Annotated in this window: 23 protein-coding genes and 1 pseudogene; 13 read left to right on the top strand and 11 right to left on the bottom strand. The window is 62.6% G+C overall.

What is annotated here, in order from left to right; genetic code table 11:
* Positions 1–16: 16 nt before the first annotated feature.
* Positions 17–1681 (bottom strand): ABC transporter substrate-binding protein, encoded by a 1665-nt coding sequence (locus GS429_RS06245; RefSeq protein WP_160063740.1) that lies wholly within the window; start codon positions 1679–1681, stop codon positions 17–19.
* A gap of 195 nt (positions 1682–1876) precedes the next feature.
* Here GS429_RS06245 and GS429_RS06240 point away from each other — a divergent pair, with 195 nt between their 5' ends.
* The 3 genes from GS429_RS06240 (at position 1877) to GS429_RS06230 (ending at position 3755) form a co-directional block, all read left to right on the top strand.
* Positions 1877–2380 (top strand): DUF367 family protein, encoded by a 504-nt coding sequence (locus GS429_RS06240; protein WP_328821273.1) that lies wholly within the window; start codon positions 1877–1879, stop codon positions 2378–2380.
* Between the two features lie 211 nt (positions 2381–2591).
* Complete coding sequence (locus GS429_RS06235) at positions 2592–2741, top strand: 50S ribosomal protein L40e (protein ID WP_160063736.1); 150 nt, start codon at positions 2592–2594, stop codon at positions 2739–2741.
* Positions 2742–3038: 297 nt separating this feature from the next.
* Positions 3039–3755 carry a mechanosensitive ion channel family protein gene (locus GS429_RS06230; RefSeq protein WP_328821272.1) on the top strand — a complete coding sequence of 239 codons (717 nt, stop codon included), beginning with the start codon at positions 3039–3041 and terminating at the stop codon, positions 3753–3755.
* Positions 3756–3978: 223 nt separating this feature from the next.
* Here GS429_RS06230 and GS429_RS06225 read toward each other — a convergent pair whose 3' ends face one another.
* On the bottom strand, positions 3979–4593 hold the full coding sequence (locus tag GS429_RS06225; protein WP_160063732.1) for an MBL fold metallo-hydrolase: 615 nt from the start codon (positions 4591–4593) through the stop codon (positions 3979–3981).
* A gap of 216 nt (positions 4594–4809) precedes the next feature.
* On the opposite strand from GS429_RS06225, the gene GS429_RS06220 reads away from it, so the two are divergent.
* The 6 genes from GS429_RS06220 to GS429_RS06195 all read left to right on the top strand — a co-directional run bounded on the left by GS429_RS06220 (position 4810) and on the right by GS429_RS06195 (position 10704).
* Positions 4810–4989 (top strand): DUF5786 family protein, encoded by a 180-nt coding sequence (locus GS429_RS06220; protein ID WP_160063730.1) that lies wholly within the window; start codon positions 4810–4812, stop codon positions 4987–4989.
* A gap of 4 nt (positions 4990–4993) precedes the next feature.
* On the top strand, positions 4994–5596 hold the full coding sequence (locus tag GS429_RS06215) for an endonuclease dU (protein WP_160063728.1): 603 nt from the start codon (positions 4994–4996) through the stop codon (positions 5594–5596).
* A 101-nt stretch (positions 5597–5697) separates the two neighbouring features.
* The gene (locus GS429_RS06210) at positions 5698–6300 is read left to right on the top strand and encodes a uracil-DNA glycosylase (protein WP_160063726.1); all 603 of its coding nucleotides are present in this window, start codon (positions 5698–5700) and stop codon (positions 6298–6300) included.
* Positions 6301–6619: 319 nt separating this feature from the next.
* Positions 6620–7282 carry an imidazole glycerol phosphate synthase subunit HisH gene (gene hisH, locus GS429_RS06205; RefSeq protein WP_160063724.1) on the top strand — a complete coding sequence of 221 codons (663 nt, stop codon included), beginning with the start codon at positions 6620–6622 and terminating at the stop codon, positions 7280–7282.
* Between the two features lie 1262 nt (positions 7283–8544).
* Positions 8545–9744 carry a Cdc6/Cdc18 family protein gene (locus GS429_RS06200; RefSeq protein WP_160063722.1) on the top strand — a complete coding sequence of 400 codons (1200 nt, stop codon included), beginning with the start codon at positions 8545–8547 and terminating at the stop codon, positions 9742–9744.
* Positions 9745–9870: 126 nt separating this feature from the next.
* Positions 9871–10704 carry a hypothetical protein gene (locus GS429_RS06195; protein ID WP_160063720.1) on the top strand — a complete coding sequence of 278 codons (834 nt, stop codon included), beginning with the start codon at positions 9871–9873 and terminating at the stop codon, positions 10702–10704.
* A 20-nt stretch (positions 10705–10724) separates the two neighbouring features.
* Here the strand turns inward: GS429_RS06195 and GS429_RS06190 are convergent, their stop codons facing one another.
* On the bottom strand, positions 10725–11081 hold the full coding sequence (locus tag GS429_RS06190) for a hypothetical protein (RefSeq protein WP_328821271.1): 357 nt from the start codon (positions 11079–11081) through the stop codon (positions 10725–10727).
* A gap of 207 nt (positions 11082–11288) precedes the next feature.
* Positions 11289–11726: an S-layer protein gene (locus tag GS429_RS06185; RefSeq protein ID WP_160063718.1), complete on the bottom strand. Its 438-nt coding sequence runs from the start codon at positions 11724–11726 to the stop codon at positions 11289–11291.
* Positions 11727–11914: 188 nt separating this feature from the next.
* Here GS429_RS06185 and GS429_RS06180 point away from each other — a divergent pair, with 188 nt between their 5' ends.
* Positions 11915–13036 carry a tRNA (guanine(26)-N(2))-dimethyltransferase gene (locus GS429_RS06180; RefSeq protein WP_160063716.1) on the top strand — a complete coding sequence of 374 codons (1122 nt, stop codon included), beginning with the start codon at positions 11915–11917 and terminating at the stop codon, positions 13034–13036.
* Positions 13037–13045: 9 nt separating this feature from the next.
* Here GS429_RS06180 and GS429_RS06175 read toward each other — a convergent pair whose 3' ends face one another.
* The gene (locus tag GS429_RS06175) at positions 13046–13246 is read right to left on the bottom strand and encodes a hypothetical protein (RefSeq protein WP_160063714.1); all 201 of its coding nucleotides are present in this window, start codon (positions 13244–13246) and stop codon (positions 13046–13048) included.
* Positions 13247–13526: 280 nt separating this feature from the next.
* Between GS429_RS06175 and GS429_RS06170 the strand changes: the two genes are divergently transcribed.
* Entirely contained in the window at positions 13527–14834 is a 1308-nt protein-coding gene (locus GS429_RS06170; RefSeq protein ID WP_328821270.1) for a YihY/virulence factor BrkB family protein, read from the top strand.
* 24 nt (positions 14835–14858) lie between these two features.
* Here GS429_RS06170 and GS429_RS06165 read toward each other — a convergent pair whose 3' ends face one another.
* The 6 genes and pseudogenes from GS429_RS06165 to GS429_RS06145 all read right to left on the bottom strand — a co-directional run bounded on the left by GS429_RS06165 (position 14859) and on the right by GS429_RS06145 (position 20323).
* Entirely contained in the window at positions 14859–15656 is a 798-nt protein-coding gene (locus tag GS429_RS06165) for an alpha/beta fold hydrolase (RefSeq protein WP_160063712.1), read from the bottom strand.
* Between the two features lie 91 nt (positions 15657–15747).
* Positions 15748–16653, bottom strand: a complete 906-nt coding sequence (locus tag GS429_RS06160) for a midas domain-containing protein (RefSeq protein ID WP_201293970.1) — start codon at positions 16651–16653, stop codon at positions 15748–15750.
* Positions 16654–16994: 341 nt separating this feature from the next.
* Positions 16995–17573 (bottom strand): hypothetical protein, encoded by a 579-nt coding sequence (locus GS429_RS06155; RefSeq protein ID WP_160063710.1) that lies wholly within the window; start codon positions 17571–17573, stop codon positions 16995–16997.
* Between the two features lie 107 nt (positions 17574–17680).
* Positions 17681–18757 (bottom strand): Vms1/Ankzf1 family peptidyl-tRNA hydrolase, encoded by a 1077-nt coding sequence (locus GS429_RS06150; RefSeq protein WP_201293972.1) that lies wholly within the window; start codon positions 18755–18757, stop codon positions 17681–17683.
* A 165-nt stretch (positions 18758–18922) separates the two neighbouring features.
* Positions 18923–19282, bottom strand: a pseudogene (locus tag GS429_RS21770) (aldehyde dehydrogenase family protein); the annotation flags it as partial.
* 48 nt (positions 19283–19330) lie between these two features.
* Positions 19331–20323, bottom strand: coding sequence for a DMT family transporter (locus GS429_RS06145; protein WP_328821269.1), 993 nt, complete (start codon positions 20321–20323; stop codon positions 19331–19333).
* A 267-nt stretch (positions 20324–20590) separates the two neighbouring features.
* On the opposite strand from GS429_RS06145, the gene GS429_RS06140 reads away from it, so the two are divergent.
* Positions 20591–21382, top strand: coding sequence for a helix-turn-helix transcriptional regulator (locus tag GS429_RS06140; protein ID WP_160063706.1), 792 nt, complete (start codon positions 20591–20593; stop codon positions 21380–21382).
* Between the two features lie 341 nt (positions 21383–21723).
* On the top strand, positions 21724–22449 hold the full coding sequence (locus tag GS429_RS06135) for a bacteriorhodopsin (RefSeq protein ID WP_235920751.1): 726 nt from the start codon (positions 21724–21726) through the stop codon (positions 22447–22449).
* Positions 22450–22613: the final 164 nt, after the last annotated feature.

Genomic DNA, 22613 nt, shown 5'->3' with positions numbered 1-22613 from the left:
AGGGAACGTCGGTTGACTACTGGTCGGCGCCGTAGTGAAGGCGCCCATCGCCGTCCCATCCGTAGCCGCCGTCGGCCAGTTCCTGTCGTGCAGCCTCGAGGTCCTCGTAGAACTCTTCGACGTCAGGGTTGTGCCAGAACTCGTTGTGCTCGGAGATCGTCGTGTGGGTCACCGTTCCCATGCCGTCGCGGATGAACTCGACGTACTCCTCTTTCGGCACGCCGTAGGAGAGCGCCCGCCGGATGTGGCGGTCGTCGAGTGGCTCGTTGCGCATGTTGTACTCGATCATCGCGTAGCCGATAGCCTCGAACTCGGCGAGGTCGAGGTCGTCGTCGTCTCTGACGCGGTCGACCGCCGTCGGCTGTGGGACTGCGCCGACCATGTCGATCTGGCCGGCCTCGAGGTCGTTGACCAGCTGTGCGGTGTCGGCCCCCGGGATGCGGATGAAGTTGTCGGCGTTTGGCGTTTCGAAGTGGTCGTCGAACGCCTCGAGTTGCAGTTCGGCCTGGCGCTCCCAGTCGCGGAACTGGAACGGACCGCTTCCGACCCAGTTCTCGTCCTCGAAGTCCGCGAGTTCGTCCGGGCCGACATCGCCCCAGATGTGTTCCGGGAAGATGTACACCTGTCCGAGAACGTTCGCCGTGAACGGTGCATACTGTTCCTCGAGGTGGAACGTGATCTCGTTGCCCGAGGTGTCGATTTCGTCGATGATTTCGACGAGACCGCTGTAGGTCGGCGAGTCGGCGTACAGGTTGTAGGTGAATTCGACGTCGTCGATGGTGAGATCTTCGCCGTCGTGGAAGGTGAGATCGTCTCGGATCTCGACCGTGTAGGTCATACCGTCGTCTTCGATCTCCGGATCGTCCGTGGCGAGCCACGGCTGTGGGAAACCGTCCGGGCCGATGCGGTACAACTGATCGTAAATGAGGCGGACGAATTGGCGATCCGGCGTCGCCAGATCCTGCATCGGATTCAGCGAGATAATCTCGGAGGGATATCCAAAGCGAACCGTATCGTCGTCGGTTGGAGTCGCCGACGTCATGTTCCAGAACGAGTTGAGCCCTTCACCGAGCGTCGGGTCGACGTCGGTGACGCGGGCGCTTGCGTACGGATGGTACCCGCCCTCGTTGGCGATGTACGTACGCGGCTGATCCTCGGCGATAATCTCCTGGGCCTCGTAGACGGTCTGTTGACGTTCGTCTTCGTCGACCTGCGTCACCTGCAACTCGGCCAGTTCGTCGTACTCGTCGTTCGCGTACCCCGGCGTGTTCCGGCCACCCTCCTGCGTGTTGTCGGAGTGGTGCATATCGTAGATGAACGTGTGGGGGTCGATCCGCTCCGGCGTTCCGCCCCACCCGAGCAGCGACGCGTCGTAATCCTGCTGGACGACAACCTGATCGACGTGTGCACCGAACTGGAGTTCCTCGAGGTCAACATCGAAACCGATCTCTTCCCAGTTTTCGGCGACGATCGAGGCGAGTTCGTTTCGGAACGGATTCGTTCCGGCCGTCGGTGCGACGAGATGGATTTCCGGCACTTCGTCGGCTATCTCGTCTGCACCCTCAACATCCGAATCATCTCCATCGCCAGTACAGCCAGCGAGGCTTACGGTAAGTCCTGTAACTCCAGCAACCCCTGCACCCTTCAGCACCGATCTCCGCGTCGTGATATCATCCGGCATTTGTACACCAGTACCTCTAACTAACACTATATAAATCTATTGTGGTTGGTGAATAACAGTATCACCTAGGTATTACCTTTAGATATTGGAAACGAGGGTTCTATCCCGCCTATACACCGGATTATTATATTGTCGATATAGTCGAACATCCTACATATGCGAACTGTTTTTATATGGGGGAGACAGTTGGCAGCTGTGGAGTGTCACATCTACTACGAGGGCGACGACGACCCCGACAAGTGCACCGCGCGTCGCCTCGAGAAGTTCGACGAGGCGACCCTCTATCGCACAATGGGGCAGGTCCCCTACGGCGTCGTCCTCAACCCCCACGCCGAGCAGGCGCTCTCGCCGGCCGACGCCGAGGACGGGCTGGGAACGCTCGTCGCACTGGATTGCTCTTGGGAATCCGCCGAGGAAGCGTCGTTCAAGATGAACGGCGTCCATCGAGCACTCCCCTTTCTCGTCGCCGCCAATCCCGTTAACTACGGTCGGCCGTTCCAGCTGACGACCGTCGAGGCGCTGGCCAGTGCGCTCTGTATTTTCGGCGAACGCGGGCGCGCCGAGGCGATTCTCGAGCCGTTCCGATGGGGAGAGACGTTTCTCACGCTCAACGAGGAGCCACTTCGCCGGTACAGCGAGTGTACGGACTCGAGCGAGGTCGTCGCGGTACAGGAGGACTATCTGGCTGACGAGGAGTGATACTGATTGCTGTAACTATCTACCGCCGATTTCCGACCCCGTTCTGGCGATCGGCGGTAATTGACTACAGTAAACCGTATGACTGGCTCGAGCACTGATTGGCCTACCGACGACCGCCGCGAGGAGACGGCGGTCGTTCTCTCGGTCACGGTCAATCCCGTCAGGGGGCACAATCACAGCGGTTAAATGCACCACGGCCAAACGGACCGGTATGGCCAGTTTCGACGCCGCCGAGAAACGAACGCTCGAGAAAATGATCTGCATGCGCTGTAACGCTCGCAATTCGAAAGACGCCGACAGCTGCCGCAAGTGCGGCTACGGGAAGCTTCGCCCGAAAGCGAAAGAGCCCCGCGCGGCATAATCTCCGTCTCCGACACCGCCGCTCGCGGCGGACAGCGGACTTTTCAGCCGGGTTTCGACGACAGAGCCATCGGTTCGTGATTCCTTCGGTCGCCCCACCGAATACTGCTCACCGACAAGTACCCAATTGACGCTGTACTGGCAGTTAATCGATTAGATAGCCGAAAATCGGTTTGTAACCGTTCCACGAGTTGCTCTTTCTAGACGGGTAGTTAGATCATCAGACACGAATCAAAGAAATTAATTACTGTATCTTTGAACGTCACTCTGTATGCACCAACCAGCGCAGTTCGCACCAGTGACACTACTCACCGAGACGATTGAGGCCGAGTTCGAGGCCGCAATCGCCGATCTCATCGCGTTCTTGCCGTCGCTGATCGCGGCGGCCGTGATCGTCCTGCTGGGTTTGTTCATCGGATCGAAGCTCCAGCCGATTGTCAGCCGTACGGGCCAGCGCGTTTCCCTCGACGAAACCGTCCGCCAGACGCCGCTCGAGTCGCTGTTTCCCGACGGACCGACAGCAGTCTCGGAGGGCGTCGGCCTTCTGGTCAAATACTACGTCGTCCTGATCGCACTCGTGACCGCCGCACACCGACTCGGATTCCAGTTCGTCGGCGCCTGGATCGAGAGCGCGGTCGCGTACCTGCCCGCACTGGCCGCCGGACTCGCGATCCTGCTCGTCGGCTTCCTCGTCGCCGACTACGCCGGCACCGTCGTCCGCAGATCGGAAGCCGCACGGGACTCCGGCTTTTCGGCCGTCCTCGCCGGCGCGACGAAGGCGTTCCTCTACTTCGTCGTCGCCGTCATCGGACTCGAGACGATGGGCGTCAACGTGACCATCCTCTACACGTTCGCCGAAGCGTTCGCGCTCGCCGGAGGCCTGGCCGTCGCCCTGGCGGTCGGCATCGCCTTCGGCTGGGCCGGCAAAGACTACGTCGCGGCCAACCTCGACGATTGGGCGGAACGCTCCAGAGACGCGGCGAGCGACTCGAAGGCTGCACCGAGCGACGACTGAGGCGGTCTGCTGTACCTGTGTCCTAGGGATCGCGAGGGGTCTTGGATCACGCGGCACTGACGTACAGCAGTCCGTATGGATGACTCGAGAGTCGCTTTTTCGCTGGGACGTCAGCTCATCGCTCGCGACGCTGTGGCTACTGCTACTACTCTGCTACGACGCAACTACCACACTGGTATGTCGCAATTATAACGCAACTACAACGCTGCTACGACTACCACGACTACTCGTCCGGATACTTCGGCTCCCGCTTTGCCGCCCGCTCGAGTGCCGTCTCCACCACGTCGAGTACGTCGCCGTGGAAGACGTCACCGTGGCCCGCGTACATGTGTTCGACGCCCTCGGGCATGCGCTCGAGCAGTTCCTCGATGCTCTCGATGAGCCGCTCGCGGGACTGACCGGCCATATCGGTGCGACCGAAGCTCCCGTACTCGAACGCACCGTCGTCGTGGACGACGACATCCCCCGAGAACAGTGACGTCTCCGAGACGAACGAGACGTGATCGTCGGCGTGCCCGGGCGTGTAGACGACGTCGAATTCCTCGTCGCCGATCGTGACCGTATCGCCGTCCTCGAATTCGTGGGTCCGCGTCGGGTGATCGTCGTAGGCGTACACGTCGGGATCGAAGGCGTCGCAGACGGCCTCGAGTTGGGCGACGTGGTCGCCGTGCTGGTGGGTCATAACGACCGTGTCGACGGTGTCGGTGTGCGTTCGAATTTCGTCGACGACGCCCTCCCACGCGCCAGCGTCGACGAGCGTCGTGTGCTCCTCGCTAACCGCCAAAAAGGCGTTACAGGTGAACGTCTCCGCTGTGTCGGTGACGTGATGAACCTCCATACACGACGACTCGAGGGCTGGGCCCAAAATGGTGCCGTCCACGGCAGATCCGCGTCGGTTGTGAGACGGGACCGTCGTGAACCATGCGAGGGGCCGTGAGTCGTTTGAAAACAGCGTTTTGACGCGATGCCGAGACCGGAGAGACGACAGGCCTCCCGTCAGACGGAGCGAGGTGACCACGAAATTTTTCAATCGGAAGTCCGTAGGGAACACCGTATGGGGTTCGGGAGCTACGACGAATCCGAACAGCAGGAAGTCGACGCCGATTTTGACGAGGACGATGCCGTACAATCCGGTGAAAACAGTCACGATGGCACGATCGAGTTCGAGAACGGTGCCTCGAGCGACGAGTTACTCGATCGGCTGAAAGAGATCAAAGACGAGGACGAGAGCTGAGTCGATGAAGGCCGGGGTGCGGGCACTGGGGATCGCCGAGTCGTACCGCGACGGTCGCGATCGAAGCACGTTCGCCGGTGCCGTCGTCCGCGCCGACCGCGTCCTCGACGGAGTCGCCTACCGTTCGTGTACCGTCGGCGGCACCGACGCGACCGACGCCGTCCTCGGCCTGGTCGACGACCTCGGCCGACCCGACGTGCAGTACGTCCTGCTCGGTGCCGTCGCCCCCGCGTGGTACAATCTTCTCGATATTTCGCGCGTTCACGAGACGGCCGACCGGCCAGTGATCGCCGTCACCTTCGAGGCAAGCGACGGCCTCGAGGACGGCCTCCGCGAGGCGTTTTCCGGAGCCGAACTCGAACGGCGTCTCGAAGACTATCGCGCACTGCCGGAACGGCGGGCGCTGTCGGTCAACGACGACACCGTCTACGTCAGACACGTCGGCTGTACGGTGGACGAGGCTGCGGCGGTCGTTCGATCCTTTACCCCGGCGGGCGGTCGACCGGAGCCGATCCGGGTGGCGAAGCAGGTCGCTCGAGCGGGGGATTCGTACGTGGATGCGGGCGATTCGAGAGATCCAGACGATGCGGGCGACTCGGGGGATTGAACGGGGCCAGCCAACCCAAGTGATTCGGTCGGGGAGCCTGCATCTCTGAGCCAGCACCTGCGACCCGAAAGACGTAGGAGGCGTCCGTCTGAGCAACCCGTATGGGAGAGATGGACGAATCGGAGCTCTGTGTCACCGAGTGTACGCGCTGTCCGGCACTGGTCGACTCTCGCAGCCGGATCGTCAACGGAACCGGTCCCGAGGACGCCGATATGCTGTTCGTCGGTGAGGGACCCGGCGCACAGGAAGACAGCGGCGGCGAACCCTTCGTCGGTCGCAGCGGAACCGTCCTCGACGACGGCCTCCGAACCGTCGGCCTCGAGCGCCAGGATATCCGGATTACCAACTGCGTGCGCTGTCGGCCACCGGAGAACCGCGACCCGCACAAAGACGAACTCGCGAACTGTCGAGGCTACCTCGAGCGGGAGATCGAACTTCTGGACCCGGACGTGATCGTCACGCTAGGGAAGGTACCCAGCGAGCACCTGCTGGGGCGATCCGTCGCAGTGACCAAAGAGGCGGGAACCGTCGAAGACGTCCGAATCGAAGGCACTCCGCGGCGACTGTTGATCTGCGTCCACCCGGCCGCGACGCTGTACGATCGGAGCCAGGAAGACACGTTCGAAGCGACACTCGAGCGGGCGGCCGAACTCGCGGGTGTCGAGGAGAGCGACGGTGGGCAAACGCGACTCGACGGATTCTGAGGGGGTTCGAATCAATGTCTGAGGAGATTCGAATCAACGATCGGTGGTTGGAGGTTGACGAGTGGCGATTACCGGTTGGCAATTTTGGCGATTGAAGAGAAGCAGTTGGCGATTGACGACCGAGGTTGAAACTCGTTCGACCGACGGCTACGGAACTGATGAGGTTTGATCGACAGTCACAGACGACCAGCACAATAGCGGGTGCTGGCCGACGGCTAAGCAATGCTGGATTTCGAATTCTTGACCGCTGCAGCGGCGGTGAACGTCGGATGGTTGCACGAAAGGCAATACACTTCAACGCGCCGTGCCGAGTGTAAGTATGAACACTGTTTCGTCTCCACAGGAGCAGTCTCTCGCCTCGGTCGTGGTCGTCGACTACGGGCTGGGAAACCTGCGCAGCGTTACTCGCGGCCTCGAGCGCGCGGGTGCCGACGTCGAGATCACCGACGATCCGAACGACTTCGCCGCGGCCGACGGCGTCGTCCTGCCGGGTGTCGGTGCGTTCCGCGAAGGCGTCGAAAACGCCGATCCGCTTCGCGAAGACCTCCTCGAGGTGGCCGAAACCGGCACGCCACTGTTCGGCATCTGTCTCGGGATGCAAATGCTGTTGACGACAAGCGAAGAGGGCGAGAACGACGGTGAGTCTGCGGTCCAGGGCCTCGATCTGATCCCCGGAACCAACGTCCGGTTCGCCGAGGGCCAGAAGGTTCCTCACATGGGCTGGAACGAACTGAACGTCGAGCGAGACCACCCGCTCGTCGAGGGGGTAGACGGCAACTACGCGTACTTCGTGCACTCCTACTACGCGATGCCGGACGACGAGGGCGCGGCAGTTGCGACGACCGACTACGAACGCGAGTTCCCCTCGATCGTCGCTAACGACGCAGGCAACGTCTTCGGGACACAGTTCCACCCCGAAAAGAGCGGCGAGACCGGACTACAGATCCTGCGGAACTTCGTCGGAATCTGTGCCGACGACTGATACCGACTGCTACACCGAGTGACCGGTGCAACCACGGCGGTTGTGGGTGTGCCGGCACTGACGTTCAGGAGACCGTATCGCTGTGTCGCGAATGAGTGCCGTTTTGTGCGTCTTTGCTTCGGTCGCACTCGAGCAACCGTTTTGCAGTGAGGGGACTCGTTCATTCGAGAGAGATTGGTTTGAGGGGAGTCGGTTTGAGGGAGGCCAGTTCGAGGATAGTTGGTTTGAGAGGGAACAGTTGGATTTCGGAGCCGACTCGAGGTTCGCTACAATTCGTTTCAGTAGGAGACTTCGTTTCGACGGGGACACACCCCTCGGTGCCGCTGTATAGGTTCGGGAGAGCGGCTAGTTCCGTTGAAACCTACTGAATCGGGATATCGAGGTGTTCGTTAACGTGGGGTTCGCTCCAGCTCCCTTTCAGAATGACATCAGTAGCATTAAATAGATGTTATGTGTAATCGACCACTAAGTGCATTGAACGCAAGTCGTTCAATCGGTATTGAACGCACCATCGTCCCTCGAGTCGATCCGAACCTACCTGAAATGCTTTCGGAGCGCTTGCACAGGCACCCAGCGCCCCAGCGGAATTTCGTCGATTTTGTTCTGTACAGCGTTTCGCCTGCAGTTTTGTCGGCTCTGTTCCGTACAGCGTCTCGTTCGCCTCTCCGCAGGAATTTGCCCGTTTTTCGGAGTTCGAGCGAGTCCGTTTCCGGCGTCTCAGTTCGACCAACTCTTGGAGCCTAAACTCGGGCAATGCTTAGTGTCGACGCTCTCCAAACCGGCCGTACTGACCGCCGTTTCACCTGCACCCACCCCACCACAACCTTACAGCGGCAATACGGGGTGTGTGTCTCCCCATACAGCGGCACCGAGGGGTGTAGATCCGCCGGCTCACTTCCTATAGAAATTCTTTTCAATTCATACAGCGGAACTACGGTACCGTACCGTCGAGAACGACTTCGTCCGCTGATTCGAGCCCGTGTGGGTGGCTATACAGCGGCACTCCGGGGTCCCGGTTGGAACCTGAGACCGGAATCATCGGGCCGATACCGCGTCGGAATCCGCGGTCGCTATACAGCGGAACCGCGGGGTCCTGTGCCAGCTATACAGCGGAAATTCGGGGTCGCGTTTCAACTATACAGCGGCACCGAGGGGTGTAGATCGGGTTCTGCAGCCGCTCATGCTGCAAAAGCACTCACTATACAGCGGCAATCAGGTTCCGAACGTTTAAGACCACTGCGCTGAAAGTCACCACCGATTGAATGTCGGATTCCACGGATTACTTCGGGAGCGAGAACGAAATCTTCCGGAACAAGGAACTCCTGCAAGTTTCCCATCTCCCCGACGGTGACCGGATCATCGGTCGCGAAGACGAACTCACGAATCTCGCGAACGCCATTAAACCGGCAACCCGCGGCAACACCCCGAACAACGTGCTCGTCTACGGGAAAACGGGCACCGGTAAATCCCTCTGTTCGAAGTTCATCACGAATCAAGCCGTCGAACGCGCGAAGGGAAACGACGTCTCGATCGGCGTCGCCTACGTCGACTGTCTCCAGGAATCGACGGAGACACAGGCCGTCCAATCGACCGGCTACCAGCTCAACGAGCACCAAGAAACGGGTATTTCGATCCCCCACTCGGGTCTGAGCACGTCCGAATACTACCGTCGGCTGTGGCGCATCGTCGATAACCGCTACGACGTCGCGCTGATCATTCTCGACGAGGTGGACAAGATCGAAGACGACGATATCCTGATGCAGCTCTCGCGGGCGGTCGAATCCGGGAAACTCACCGAGAGCACGGTCGGCGTCATCGGCATCTCGAACAAGGTCCGATACAAGGACTCGCTCGACGAACGGATCAAGTCGAGTCTCTGTGAGCGCGAGTACGTCTTTTCACCGTACGACGCGAATCAGATCCGGGAAATCCTCCGGTCGCGCTCGGATGCGTTCCACGGGGGCGTTCTCGAGGACAGCGTCGTCCCCCGCGTGGCCGCACTCGCCGCTCGCGAACACGGCGACGCGCGGAAAGCGATCGACATCCTCCGATTTGCCGGGGAGATCGCCGAGGAGAACGGGTTCGAGACGGTCACGGAGGCCTGCGTGGACCAAGCCCACGAACGCGAGGAAACCAGCCGGCTGGCCGAACTGATCTCCAAGAGTCCGAGTCACGCGAAACTGGTCCTCGAGGCGATGGCGTTGCTCACCCAGCAAAAGGAAGGCGAGGACGCACCCGTGAAGACGAACGAAGTGTACGATCTCTACAAGCGACTCTGTGATCGCGACCAGTCCGACCACCTGAAGCTCCGCCGAGTGCGGGATATCCTTTCGGAACTCGAGTTCCTTTCCATCATCGAGCAAGAACGCAAGTGGGCGGGCAAAGGGAAAGGCAACTACATGGAGAACCGACTGATCGACGACTCGGAGGTCATTATCGCGGCCTGTAACGAATCCGAGTAGCAGGGTCCACGTTGCGTTCGCCGAAATAACACTCGAGAACGCGGTTTTCGTCGAGGTCGAACGATACGCCGCTCCCCCATCCGCTCCCGACCAATCGTTAAGGTCGGTCGTCCTGAAGGCCACGGTATGTTCGGCATTCTTACCGACGACCCGGAACTCGCTCGCTCCGATATCGGTGACGTAACCTACTATTTCACCAATTACGTCGACGGGACGTGCCAGCCCCCACTCGACGGTGCGATCAGTTCGGTCGCCTGCTGGGGCGATACGGCGACGGTCTCCGACGAACCCGATCGGGCCGCGGTTGCAGCCGACGGAACGCGAGCGGCGTCGGACGTCGAGGGTCACCACTGGGGGACGGTCTGCCCGACCGATCCGGACTACCGCGCCGAAGTACTCGAGCGGATCGGTCGCGTCGGTGCCGCCGGCGACGTGCGACTCACGACGCTCGGCTTTCCCGGGGCGTCGTTCTGTCACTGCGATCGCTGCGATCGGCTGTTCGCCGCGAGCGAGTTCGCGGATCGTAACGCGTGGCGAACGAGCGTCATTACCGAATTCGTCGCGGACGCGGCAGACTGCGTCGCGGGCGATCTGGTGACCACGCTGTATCCGGACCCCTACCCGGGAAACCTCCGCGAACGCGCCGGGCTCGATCCGCGGGCCCTCGCTTCCGCCGTCGACGAGTTCCTCGTTCCGCTGTGCGGCGTGAGCTACGAGACGACCTACTGGGTCGAGTCGCTGGCCCGCGGCTTCGCCCGCGAACTCGAGGGGGTCGACGCGACGGTGACGATCCAACTCGCAACGGACGGTATCGACGCCGACCGCCTCGTCGGATTAACACGGCAACTCGAGCCACACGCCAAGACCATCGTGTACGGAACGCATCCGGATGACGAAGCCGTCGTCAGAGAAGTAATTCGTCGCGTTCGTGACGCTGAAACAGCTCCTCGAGTTGCTTGAGTCGGTTCGTGACGCGGTGGTTACAGTAATTCACGGACTTCCGAGTACCACATATCGTGGTAGTCGACGTGTCCGACACGGCGGGCGATTTCGACGGCGAGGACGTGCCAGCAGCGGTCGGTCGGATCGTCGGCGTCGAGGTTGTACTCGCTGTCCTTGCAGGTACAGCCGCCGTCCTCGACGATGTACTCGTCGTCGTAGCCGACGACGATCGTGAAATCGCGGTAGGCTTTGACCCGGTTCTCGCCGACGGCTTCGATCGCGCGGACCCCTCGGTCGCCGTGGATGCGGGAGATCTGGCCGACGATCTCGGGGGTGAGTTCGCCCGCTTCCTCGAGTTCGGCCTGCCATCGCTCGACCGGAGTCCGTTCGCTCACGTGGGTGTCTCTGTACCGGACTGTAAAATCGGTTTGGTTTGCTCGAATACCCGGGATCGTGACTAATTCGGTTGCGTGAACGATTCAGACTGGAACTCCCTCGAACCTAAATTTCGAATCGGTTGTAAGCGGCGGCTACTGGTCTGAACGAAGTCGACATCGAAAGAAGATTGGTGCAGAATCGTAACCGAGAGGGGTGTCGGAGCGTTACTCGTCGTCCTCGTCCATCGGATCGGCCGGCGCGCCCTCGAGAACGATCGTAACTGTCTCGTCGTCCTCGTCTAGGGTGACGGTTTCCTCGACGGTATCGAACTCGTCGTCGGCGCTCTCGACGGTGATATCGTACTCGCCCTCGTAGATGAGACCGGCAGCCAGAACCGTTCCCTCGTCGACATCGTCGCCGAAGTTCGCGGTGAAGCCTTCGTCTTCGTTTCTGACCGTTATCTCGAGGCCGGACGAGACGGGGTCACCGTCTTCGTTTTCGAAGTTGATCGTGAGTGCACCGGGATCGTCGAGCTCGAACGGGTCCGAGTCATCGTTCTCATCATCTGCCGTTTCGTCGTCAGAACAGCCGGCAAGACCAACGGTTGCCAGGGCTGTAAGAGTCGCACCAAATCGCCGGCGGGTAAGGGTTCGTCGAACCATATCTCCTCCGAACCATCAGACACTGATAAACTTTCAGATTTCTTTAACTAACGGGTATTGATACCAGTCACCACCTGAGAGAATACCACACGAACGTCGGTTGGTGACGATAGTCGTTACCGGCGAGATGACGGTATCGGAGGCGACGAGACCACACCGTTTTTCGCTCGCTACCGACGAGAGATGGTATGCGCGTCACCGAGGGTGGGATCGAACTCGAGGTCCCCGGCGAACAGACGGAGGGAGTCGAGGAGTCGGTCTTTTACAACCCGCGACAGGAGTTGAACCGGGATCTGACGATCGCGACGTTGCGGGCCTACCGCGAGCGCGAGGAGCGCGCCGAGTCGTATCTCGACGCGATGACGGCAAGCGGCGTCCGCGGCGTTCGCGCGGCGACCGACGACTGGGACGTGACCTGCTGTGACGTCGAGGAGGAGGCCGTCGACCTCGCACGACGGAACCTCGAGCGAAACGGCTGCGAGGAGGCCGTGACCGTCGAACACCGCAACGTCAACGCGCTCATGCACGACTCGACGTTCGACGTGATCGACCTCGATCCCTACGGCACGCCGATGCCCTTCGCCGACGCGGCCTTCGCGAACTGTCGGGATCTCGTCTGCGTGACGGCGACCGACACCGCGCCGATGTGCGGGGCCCACTTCAACAGCGGCGTCCGATCCTACTCCGCGACCCCGCAAAATACGGACTACCACGCCGAGATGGGCGTCCGAATTCTCATCTCGGCGCTCGCCCGCAGCGCAGCCCGCTTCGACACCGGCATCGAGCCTATTCTCACCCACGCGACCAGCCACTACGTCCGGACGTACCTCGAACTCGAGCACAAGCCGACCGCGGCCGACGCCGCGATCGACGAACTGGGCCACATCTACCACTGCGAGGACTGCATGTACCGGGAAGTCGATCGGGGGTTGATCGCCGATCCGCTCGAGACCTGCCATCACTGCGAGGGGAATCGCATGCTCACGGCCGGCCCCGTCTGGCTCGGTCCCATCCAGGACCCGGCGTTCGTCGCGTCGGTCCGCGACGAAATTCCCTACACGTTCGACACCGCTCCCGAGGCTCGAGAGCTCTGTGACACGCTCGCGGCCGAACTCGACGAGCCGACACACTACGACCAGCACAAGCTCTGTCGCAACTGGGGGCTGCCCGCGAACGCGATGGACGAGTTTCTGGCGGATCTCCGGGAGGCGGGGTATGCCGCCTCGAGAGCCCACTACGGCGGAACGACGTTCAAAACGGATGCGAGCGTCGGCGAGATCCGCGAAGCGACCGCGGAGAACCTCAACTGACTCACCGACTCACTCGAGGTCGGCGTAGAGCCGAACCAGCCCGCACTCGGGACAGCAGACCGCATCGACACCCGCCGTCGTCCCGACGCCGAGTTTGCCGAGGAGTCCGGTCCGTTTGCCGGTGTCGACGGTGAGTGTGAACCCTTCTTGCGAGCGAACCGTCGTCTCTTCCATCGTCACACCGCAGTCGGGACAGCGTCGATGGTCCATACGAAGCGAGGTTCGTGACACTAGAAGAGAACTTCGGTTTTCGAGTTCAGTTCCGTTGCCGACCGATTAGCGATCGACAGCTGACAGCGTACCAGCCGCCCGTATTCATCACTTACTGATAGGGACACCCGTCCATCGTCGTTCGTATGAATAACGCGAATACGCTCCGTTCACAAGGTTGGTCTTCGGACTCGAACCAATCGCTCGCCTCGTTCGGCTGCCGACTGCAAGCCTGTGCCACAGTATCTCATAACCCCCTGGCCGTCGATACCTACGACCCGTGATCGACCGTAGACAGGGCCTCGAGTTCGCAACCAATGTCGTGCAGCTCGCTCGGAACGAACAGCTCACGCTGCTGGCGGCCGGCGTCGCTTTTTACGGCTTCATCTCGCTCGTCCCGCTGATGTTGCTCGCGCTGGGGATCGCCGCTTCGGTCGGTGGAGAAGCGCTCGCCGCCCAGCTCACGGCTGCGGCCAGCGACGTTCTCACGCAGTCGGCCCAGGAGCTACTCGCCGAGACGGTCCTCGACGATACCGGGCGACAGGGGGCGACCGTCTTCGGCGCACTCGGGCTGTTGTGGGGCTCGAGTCGGGTGCTTCGCGGCCTCGATCGAGCGTTTTCGCAGGTGTACGGCACCGCGGCGTCGAAGTCGCTGCTCGATACGTTCTGGGACGCGATGATCGTCTTCATCGTGATCACGATCGGACTCGCGCTTGTCGGTGCCCTCGAGTTCGTCGTTCGGACCGTGCCGTTCGTCGGAGCCACGGTCTTTGGACCGCCACTCATCGTGTTGGGACTGGTCGCCACGTTTCTGCCGCTGTACGTCGTTTTTCCGGATGCAAACGTCGGTCTTCGAGAGGCCATTCCCGGAACGATCGTGGCCGCCGTCGGCTGGTTCATTCTCAGCCGTACGTTCTCGATATACGCCAGTTTTGCGGGCGATTACGTCCTCTACGGCGCACTCGGAGCCGTCTTTCTCGTGCTCATCTGGCTGTACATCGGTGCGATCATCCTCGTCTTCGGCGCCGTCCTCAACGCAGTCCTCGCCGACCGTGAAGTGGATCGGCAGCTACAAAGTCCCGGCGCTCGACAGTTTCCAACAGAAGCGATGACCGACGACGCCACGGGTGCCGACGAGGGGGCGACGGAGGACCGCGCGAAGACGGGTACAGAGACGGCTGCGAGTGCCCGCGCCAGCGCCCGAACGCGGGACCGGTCCGACGATCCCGAAGCGCTCCGAGAAGAGATCGAGCGCCTGCGAGACCGGGTCGAGTCGTTCGAAGACAACGTCGAGCGCCGCACCGTCAGGAAGGAGTCCCTCGAGAGCGAACTCAAGCGCTACGTCCGCCGGAAGCAGCGCCGCGGTCACGCTCGCGGCTGGGGGCCGTACCTCGTCTTACTGTACGGAACGGTGCTGGCTCTCGGGGCGTTCTACTACCTCTCGGGCGGCTGGGCCATCCTCGCGATGTTCGTCGTCTGGACCTCGGTCCTCGGCGTCTACGGACTGATGGTACTGTTCGGCTTCGGCATCTCCGTTCTCGGAATTCCCGGCCGCATCCGCAATATGATCGGCGAGCGACGCTCCTGAACCGACCCGCGTTCCGTCTGGCTCTTACTGCGGGCTGGCAACTCGCTGTCGCACGAAGTTTCGAACACGAAACGTGTACGTTTTCGGCCGATGGAGATTACAGATGTGGCCGACGTCCGCGAGCACCTCGATACGGCCGTCCTGTGCCGCCGCCGCGTGCTTGCGTTCGCCCCGGCGCATGATCTTATCGCGCTCGCCGTTGAGCACGAGCGTCGGTCCCGGATAGGTCGACAGTTTGGCGCGGAAATCCTCGCCCGCGATGTCCGGTCCCGCGTCGCCGAACTGTTTCGGGTAGATCCCGGATTCGATGATCGCCGCTTTGACGTCTTCGGGAAGCTCCCGGTTCCGAACCCACCGTTCGCCGAGCCGTTCGACGGCGCGCTTGCCCGCGTCCGGCTTCGTCGCGAGCCGAGCGATACCGCCGGTCGCTCGAGTGAGGAGTTCCATCCCGCGGACCGGGTTCGGGCTGGCCCCCGTTAGCACCAGTCCGTCGACGTCGCCCGGGCGGCGGTACGCGTACTCCGTCGCGACGTAGCCGCCGAGGGAGAGACCGACCAGTACTGCGCTTCCGTCAGTGTAGCGTTCGAACACCGTCTCGAGGAGGTCGATCGCCGGCTCCATCCGGAACGTCTCGGCCGCACGCACGCCGTGTCCCGGCAGGTCCGGAGCGACCACGCGATACTCGTCGGAGAGTCCGCGTTGCTGGGGAAGCCACATTTTCCGCGTGAACATCGCGCCGTGGACGAACACGATTGACTGGGCGTCGTCCGGACCGGCGACATCGATACCCTCGAGTCCACGATCACCGCCGCGTTTAGCCATAGCCGTCGTTTCACGAGACGGGACTTAGTTTCCGGGCCGGCAAACCGCGGGTCCCGGTAGACCCGCTCGCCGCAGTCGATATTTCGGGTCGTCAGCCGTCTACGTCTGGATTTCTGTCTGCGTCTGCGCCTGGGTCTGCGTCTCCGTCTCGGTCCTCCGATCCGTCTTCGCTCGCGAGATTCTGATCTCGTTCTCGGTCCCGGTCCCGATCTCGATTTCGATCTCGATCGGCGTCCGCCCCTTCGAGATCCGTCCGACGCTCCTGTTCGGGGCCACCCTCGAGGTCGGTCCGTTCCGCATCTTCGGTCGTCGGCCCGCTCCCGACCGGCGCTTCACCACGAAGGTCGTCCGGATCGACTTCGGCGCCGGTTCGACGGGGTTGTTCGCCGGGATCGACCGCCGCGTCCGTCCGCCGCGGTTCGCCGTCCAGTTCGACGGCGGCGTCGGTCGGCTGCCGATCGTCGTCCGGCTCGACCGCCGCGTCGGTTCGGGTTCCGGCCTCGTTTCGTGCCAGTTCGGTCGGATCGACTTCGAGTCCTCGATCCCTCGCGGGCTCGTCGATCGATTCCGTATCCGTCATCTCGAGACGCTCTTCGTCGGGTTCCTCGCGTCGGTCGTCGGCGCCCTCGGTCTCCTCGAGGCCGGCCGATCCGCCGGCCGGCTCCGTCTGTGGGGTGTCCTCATCGTCGGCAGTCGATTCAAGAGCGGGGTCGCTGGTCGCCCCCTCGACGGCACTGGAATCGTCGTCGCTCGTCGGGAACTCTCCCTCGAGACGGACCGCATCCTCGGTGATCTCGCGAACGGAATCGGAGGCCAGCGGCTGTGTCTCCTCCGCGACGCTATCCCAGCCGATCGAAGATTTGATCGAGTCGACGACGCCGGAAGCCGGTCGGACGCGGGCGACGTCGCCGTCGACCGTCGCGACGATGCCGACCTCGTCGCCGCCGGCGTTCTCGACGGGTTTGCCGACGTCGTCGTCCGTGAACAATGTACACATAGGCCACGCTATTCGTAGTCGAGGCAAGCCAGTGGTGCCTGCAAGCGTCAGGGTGTCCAGCGATGTCCAAAACTCGCGGGCGGCAGATCGTCGGACCGCGGAGCACATTGCGAAAAAGAGCCCCCAGACGGCGACGAAGCTGTATACGGTGGCCGTAACCGTATCCGGGTGCGGTCTCGAGAACAGATTTTGGAATCGGTAGCAGAACGCGATAGCGTCCGCGACCCCAGAACACCAGCGGGCCGGCGAACGCGACTCGAGTGTGTTCGTTCGTCAGCTATCTCGTCGAAACGGCGCGATCGATGCCGGGTCGGAGTCAGAGTCGGGGTCCGGGTCCGGTTTCAGTGATCGAAGCCGGGTTCCATGTAGAGTGCGGCGACGGCCGCGACGACGGCCGCGAACGCGAGGAACATGAGTCCGGCCATTCCGGAAACGATGTTCAGTTCCGGGCCGAAGCCGAGCAGGTCCGCCCCTTGATAGCCGAACCAGCCGAAGACGAGCGCAAGAAGGGCGCTGATCCCCGCGACGACCGCGGCGCCGATCTGGAATCGGGTTTCGAGTCGGCCGACACCGCTTGCGTCGGCGGTCGAGTTCCCCGGTGAAACTGCCTGCTCGCTTCCGGCACCGGCCTCGCCGGTTCCGGCGGCGGACGGACCCGCTCGTCCCTCCGCGGGCGTCCGCGAGAACTCCGCTTCGAGGTGTACTCGAGTCTTCGAGATTTCGCGGACATCGCTTTCATCGAGGAGAAACGGACTGCCGAGTTCGCCCCAATCGAAGCGGGCCTTTAGCTGGTCGATGACGTCGGGTGCCGGTTCGATGTAGGCGCCCTCCTCTTCCAGTGCTGCAACGGTTCCGATCACCTTTCCGTCGGTGCGTTCGACGGGTTTGCCGACATCGTCGTCGGTGAAACTCGCACACATTGTTAATTCCATCAGTTCCCGGGAAAGCCCGTAAACCCTCTGATTCGCTCGCGGGACCGGACCCGTCGTCGGCGGCTAGCGGTGGAAGCCGTGGGGTCCGCTCGGACTCACTCGATCGGGAACCGCAACAGCGCTCCGACGCCGTCGAACGCCTCGACGAACCGGTTCCCGTCCGGGAAATCGTCGGGCAGGACGACGGTCTCGCCGCCCTGTTCGTCCGCTCGGTCGCCGAACGTCTGGAGGTCGGTTCCCTCGAGTGCCGTCGAGAGCAACAGCGTCTCGACCGCGTCGAACTCCAGTGCGTCGTCGACCTCCTCGCGGCCGTAGGCGACGGGCTGGTCGTCGTCGCGGACCGCTTCGAAGAACGTCGCGAGCGTCTCGCGGGCGCCCACGCGGTCGCGTTCGTCGATCGCCTCCTCGCCCTTCTCCGCGAGTTGTCTGAGCCCCTGTTCGCCCGCGTACTCGACGGCGAACTCGCCGATCAACAGCTCTTCGAGGCGGTGATCGAGTGTCGCCTCCTCGCGGAAGTTCTCGATCGTTCCCGTCGTACCGCCGAGGAGAATCCCGTCGAGATCCTCGTCGAGAAACGCTCGTTCGGCCCGCTCGGCGACCTCGTCGAAGAACTCCCGTTTCTGCCGTTCGCGGTCGCGTTCGAACCGCTCAGCGGATTGGCCGCCCGCGCTCGACTTGCCCGGGACCTGACTCTCGAACGTCTCGACCGGATCGACGCCCTCGTCGTCGAGTCGACCCAGCGCGGCACCGCCGCGTTCGACGACCAACAGCCTGTAGTTCGACTCGGGCTCGGTTACGTCCTCGAGCGGCTCGAGGTCGAACTCGTTGGCGTGGCGGTAGATCGACTCGTCGATGGCGACGGGGAGGTCGTCGAAGACCGAGGTGATGAGGTCGCCGTCGGGAGCGCCGGCGTAGATCGCGAGGCCGTTTTCCGGAACCTCGTCGTACTCGTTCAGTTCGCTCCGGACGGTCTCGAGGGCATCGGTGAGCGGTTTGGGGAACGATCGCTCGTCGAGTTGACTCGCCTCCGCGTAGTCGGTCTCGACGGGTTGACGGGCTTCGCCGATCGATTCTTCGGGCGGGACGGCGACGGTAACGAGAATATCTCGGTCGGCGGATGCGGACGAGAGTCGGTCGAGGCGCTCGTGGAGTTCGTAGGATGCGAGTGACATGATATCGTAGCTGTGAACGTCGTTGTGAGTGCCGATCCACCGGCGAGAACGGGATCTCGTGAGATCGGCGGGTACCGATGTTACGAGAACGGGAGAGTTGAGCCACTTGCCGGCGCACTCATGCCTCGTTCGGGCGAACGCGTGTCCGACGGCGGTCGAGTAGCGATCTCGCTCCTCGAGGGTCACCGAGATGTTCTTCGTCTGCAGATGCGAGTCGAGCGCCTCGAGGCCCTTCTCGCGGCCGATACCGCTCCGTTTCATCCCGCCGAACGGCGTTTCGATCGAGCCGCCGAACCACTCGTTGACGTAGGCGCTCCCCGCGTCGATCCGCCGGGCCGTGTTGAGCGCCTGCGTGATATCTCGAGAGAACACTCCACCGGAGACGCCGACGTCGACGTATTCGAGGACCGACTCGAAGTGCTCGGCGTGGTTGAGCGGCCCCATGTCGGGATCGTCGGTCCCGGGGCCGAGGGCGTACGAGTCCGCCCTGTCGACGATTCACTCGACGAACTCGTCGTATCGAGAAGCGCGTGACGGTGAAAAGAGACGGAGACGACGTGTGTTGAGCTCCGATCAGTCGGAACGGTAGCCCCGGGGTTCCTCGGCCACCGTCGAACCGTCCTCGGAAACCGACGCGTCGGTCAGCGCTGCGGGGAGCAGCGATCGGACGTCGACGGACTCGCTGCCGAGGACCGCGAAGCCGGCAAAGATGGTCAGGAAGCCGACGACCGCCAGCGGCGCGATGGACTCGCCGAGCAGCGCCCAGCCGCCCAGCGTCGAGACGACCGGCACGACGTAGAAGATCAGGTTGGCCTGAATCGCGCCCGTCGTCTCGAGCAGCCCGAAGTAGGCGATGTACGCGAGGACGCCGGCGACGATGCTTACGTAGCCGAGCGCGACGAGCGCGCCCGCTGACCACGTGATCGCGCTCGTCGACTCGCCGGCCGACCAGGCGAAGCCGTGACAGAGGACCGCGGCGACGGGCAGTCCCCAGGCGATCCGGGCCGTACTCGAGAGGGTCGCGTCCAGTGCGACCCGGCGGATGAGGACCGCGCCGAGGGCGGCGCTGATCGCGCCGGCGAACAGGATCGCTCGGCCGAGGGCGTCGCCGCCGCCCAGCAGGTTCGCCGGATCGGGACTGACGACGAGCGCGACGCCGAGAAGCCCGAGGACCATTCCGGCCGCGCCGCGGGGTGAGAGGCGCTCGTCCGAGAGAAGGACGGCAGCAAATACCGGCGTCAGGATGGGGTTGAGACTGAAGACGATCGCACCGACGGCGCTGGTCGCGTACTGCTGGCCGACGAACAACAGTGCGTTCGAGAGACCGATCACGAGGCCGCCGGTCGCGAGGATGCCGACGACGTCCCCTCGCGTTCTGGGCCGGAGTTCCTCGCGCGAGGCGGTGAGCGCGACGTAGCCCAGCATGACGAGCGCCGCGACGTCGAACCGGAGCGCCACGAACAGCAGCGGCGGGAAGTACTCGAGCCCGGCTTTCGCGGCGACGAAGGTCCCGCCGAAGAAGACGCTCGAGAGGACGAAGAAGACGAGCGTGCGACGGTCGATCACTTACGGTTTCACCTCGGTTCCGCGGGGAGCAAGTGACCGCGCCGACCGACGACCGATCGACGTGGCGAAAGCGGGAATCATCTTACAATACCGTAGGACATCAGCGCATATAGTTTCGTTCAGAAAGTATTTCAGGGCGAAGTTTGTACACATAGCCAAGAAATGGATTGGGGCCGCGAAACTGTGAACCACGATTCACGCCACATCACGGTGTGAAACTATTTCACAGTTCGAAAGTACTTTCCCGAAGCGGCCGGAAGTAACCGTATGGAATCGGCACTCGAGGAGATCGAGTTCCTCGCGCTTTCGGCGAACCGCGTCGACGTGCTTCGGCTGTTGTCGGAGCGCGAGTACAGCAGAAACGAACTGGCCGCGGCGACCGGCGCGTCGCAGGCGACGCTCGGACGCATTCTCGGCGATTTTCAAGATCGGTCGTGGATCGAACACAGCGGGAGCGAGTACGGCGCGACGGCCACCGGCCAACTCGTCGCATCCGGGTTTACCGACCTACAGGAGATCATCGAAACCGAACAGCGCCTTCGCGACGTCGTCGAGTACCTGCCGACCGAAGCGATGGGATTCGACCTGGAACGGTTGGCCGACGCGACGATCACCACTCCCAGTCAGACGCGGCCGAACGCACCGCTGTCGCGGCTGCTCGAGTTGCTCGAGGACGCCGACGACGTGCGGACGGTCTCGCACGCGTTCAACGAACAGACCCTGACGGTCGTCCAGGAGCGGGCGACGAGCGGCGAACAGACGTTCAGCGGCGTCTTTTCCCAGAACGCGATCGAAGCGCTCGCCGACGAGACGGAGCTTCGAGAGCGCCTCGAGACGCTGCTTGCGGCCGACGAGGCGTCGGTACGGATCCGGAACGAGGACATTCCGCTCGCGGTCATGGTCCTCGACGACGTCGTCTACCTCCTCGTCAGAGACGAGCAGGGCGTTCTGCGCGCGTCGATCGATACCGACGACGAGGTGGTTCGGTCGTGGGCTCAGAACGCGATCGCCGACTACTGGGAGTCCGCGGAGCCGTTCGACGACGATCTGTTGGACTAAGGCTGATACGGGCCGCTGAAGCTGTATCTCGGAGCGATCGCCAGCCTGCTCGCAGTCCTCTGACACTGACTGACAGCGGGCCGTCTGGATCCCGAACGCACTGCGGAGCGGCGAGTCGAGACCCGGTTGGCAATAACAATTATCACATCGACGAGGAGACAGTGAGAGAGACGATGAACAGCCACTTCGGAGCCGTGAACAAGGGTATCGACCACAATGAGTGACCGCGTAAAACTCGACTGGCAACGTCTCGAGCGGATTCGGCGTCGATGCGGCGCGAGGATTGCCACGATGCCACCGACGGATGTCGCTCCCGCGGGAGGTGAGTGGTCGTGATTTCGATGACGTACATCCTCGCAGGTTCGGGCGCACTGTTCGTGACCGGTGCGCTGTTATTCCTGCTGGGGACGTTCCGGCTGCCGGCTGCCTGTCGGCCGTACGGCTACGCTGCGACCGTGGCCTGCGGAGGAATGGGCGTTGCGTATCTGATTATGGTGCCCGTGGAACTGGCCGGAATGGAGACCGATTTCACTCGCTTTGCTGGCTATTCTGTCGTGTGGATCGCGATCTGTTTCGTCGTCGGAGCGGTCGCTAACGCCGGGCGACGGCTGACGCTGGCACTGCTCGGCGTCGTTCTTGCGCGCCTCTGGATCACGTACGCAAGCTGGAGCGTCGATGGAGCCGTCGGCCTGTTCCTGACGCTAAGTACGTTTGCCGCCCTGTTCGTCGGCGTGTACCTCCTGTTCGGTCCGTTCATGCGGGCCATTGAAACCATCAGCGGGGAGCGAGCACTCCTCTACAGTAAACTCAGGAACCTGGTCGTCCTCGCCTGGGTCGGACTCGTCGTCGCTGGCCTGCTCAACGGCGTCGGTATCACCGACGACTTCGTCGGTCTCTTCCTCGGCATCTACGTCGAAGCCATCCTCCTCCTCGGCTTCGGGGGGATCCTCATCCGGAGCGTCGACGCGCTCGAGGATACTGCCGAGACGGACCCGTTGCTGCCGTTCGATATCGGCCCGCTCGAGAGCGATTCCGACCCGGACGCGGATATCTCCGCAGCCGACTGACGCTGGGTCGTCTCTCACACGTTTTTACACTGCCGGCGGAAGTCACTGAAGAAGATTCGCCGGACGGGACGGCGACCGCTCACGAGAGTTCCGTCCGGCAGTATCGGTCCGATTAGCCCGTGGCCCGCGATCCGTGAGATCGAGTTCAACGACTCTCACTCGCG

Origin of the sequence: Natronorubrum halalkaliphilum (assembly GCF_009834785.1) — an archaeon.
GTDB classification, from domain to species: Archaea; Halobacteriota; Halobacteria; order Halobacteriales; family Natrialbaceae; genus Natronorubrum; species Natronorubrum halalkaliphilum.
Note: the sequence above shows the minus strand (reverse complement) of the source record. Positions and strands in the feature narration are given on the sequence as shown.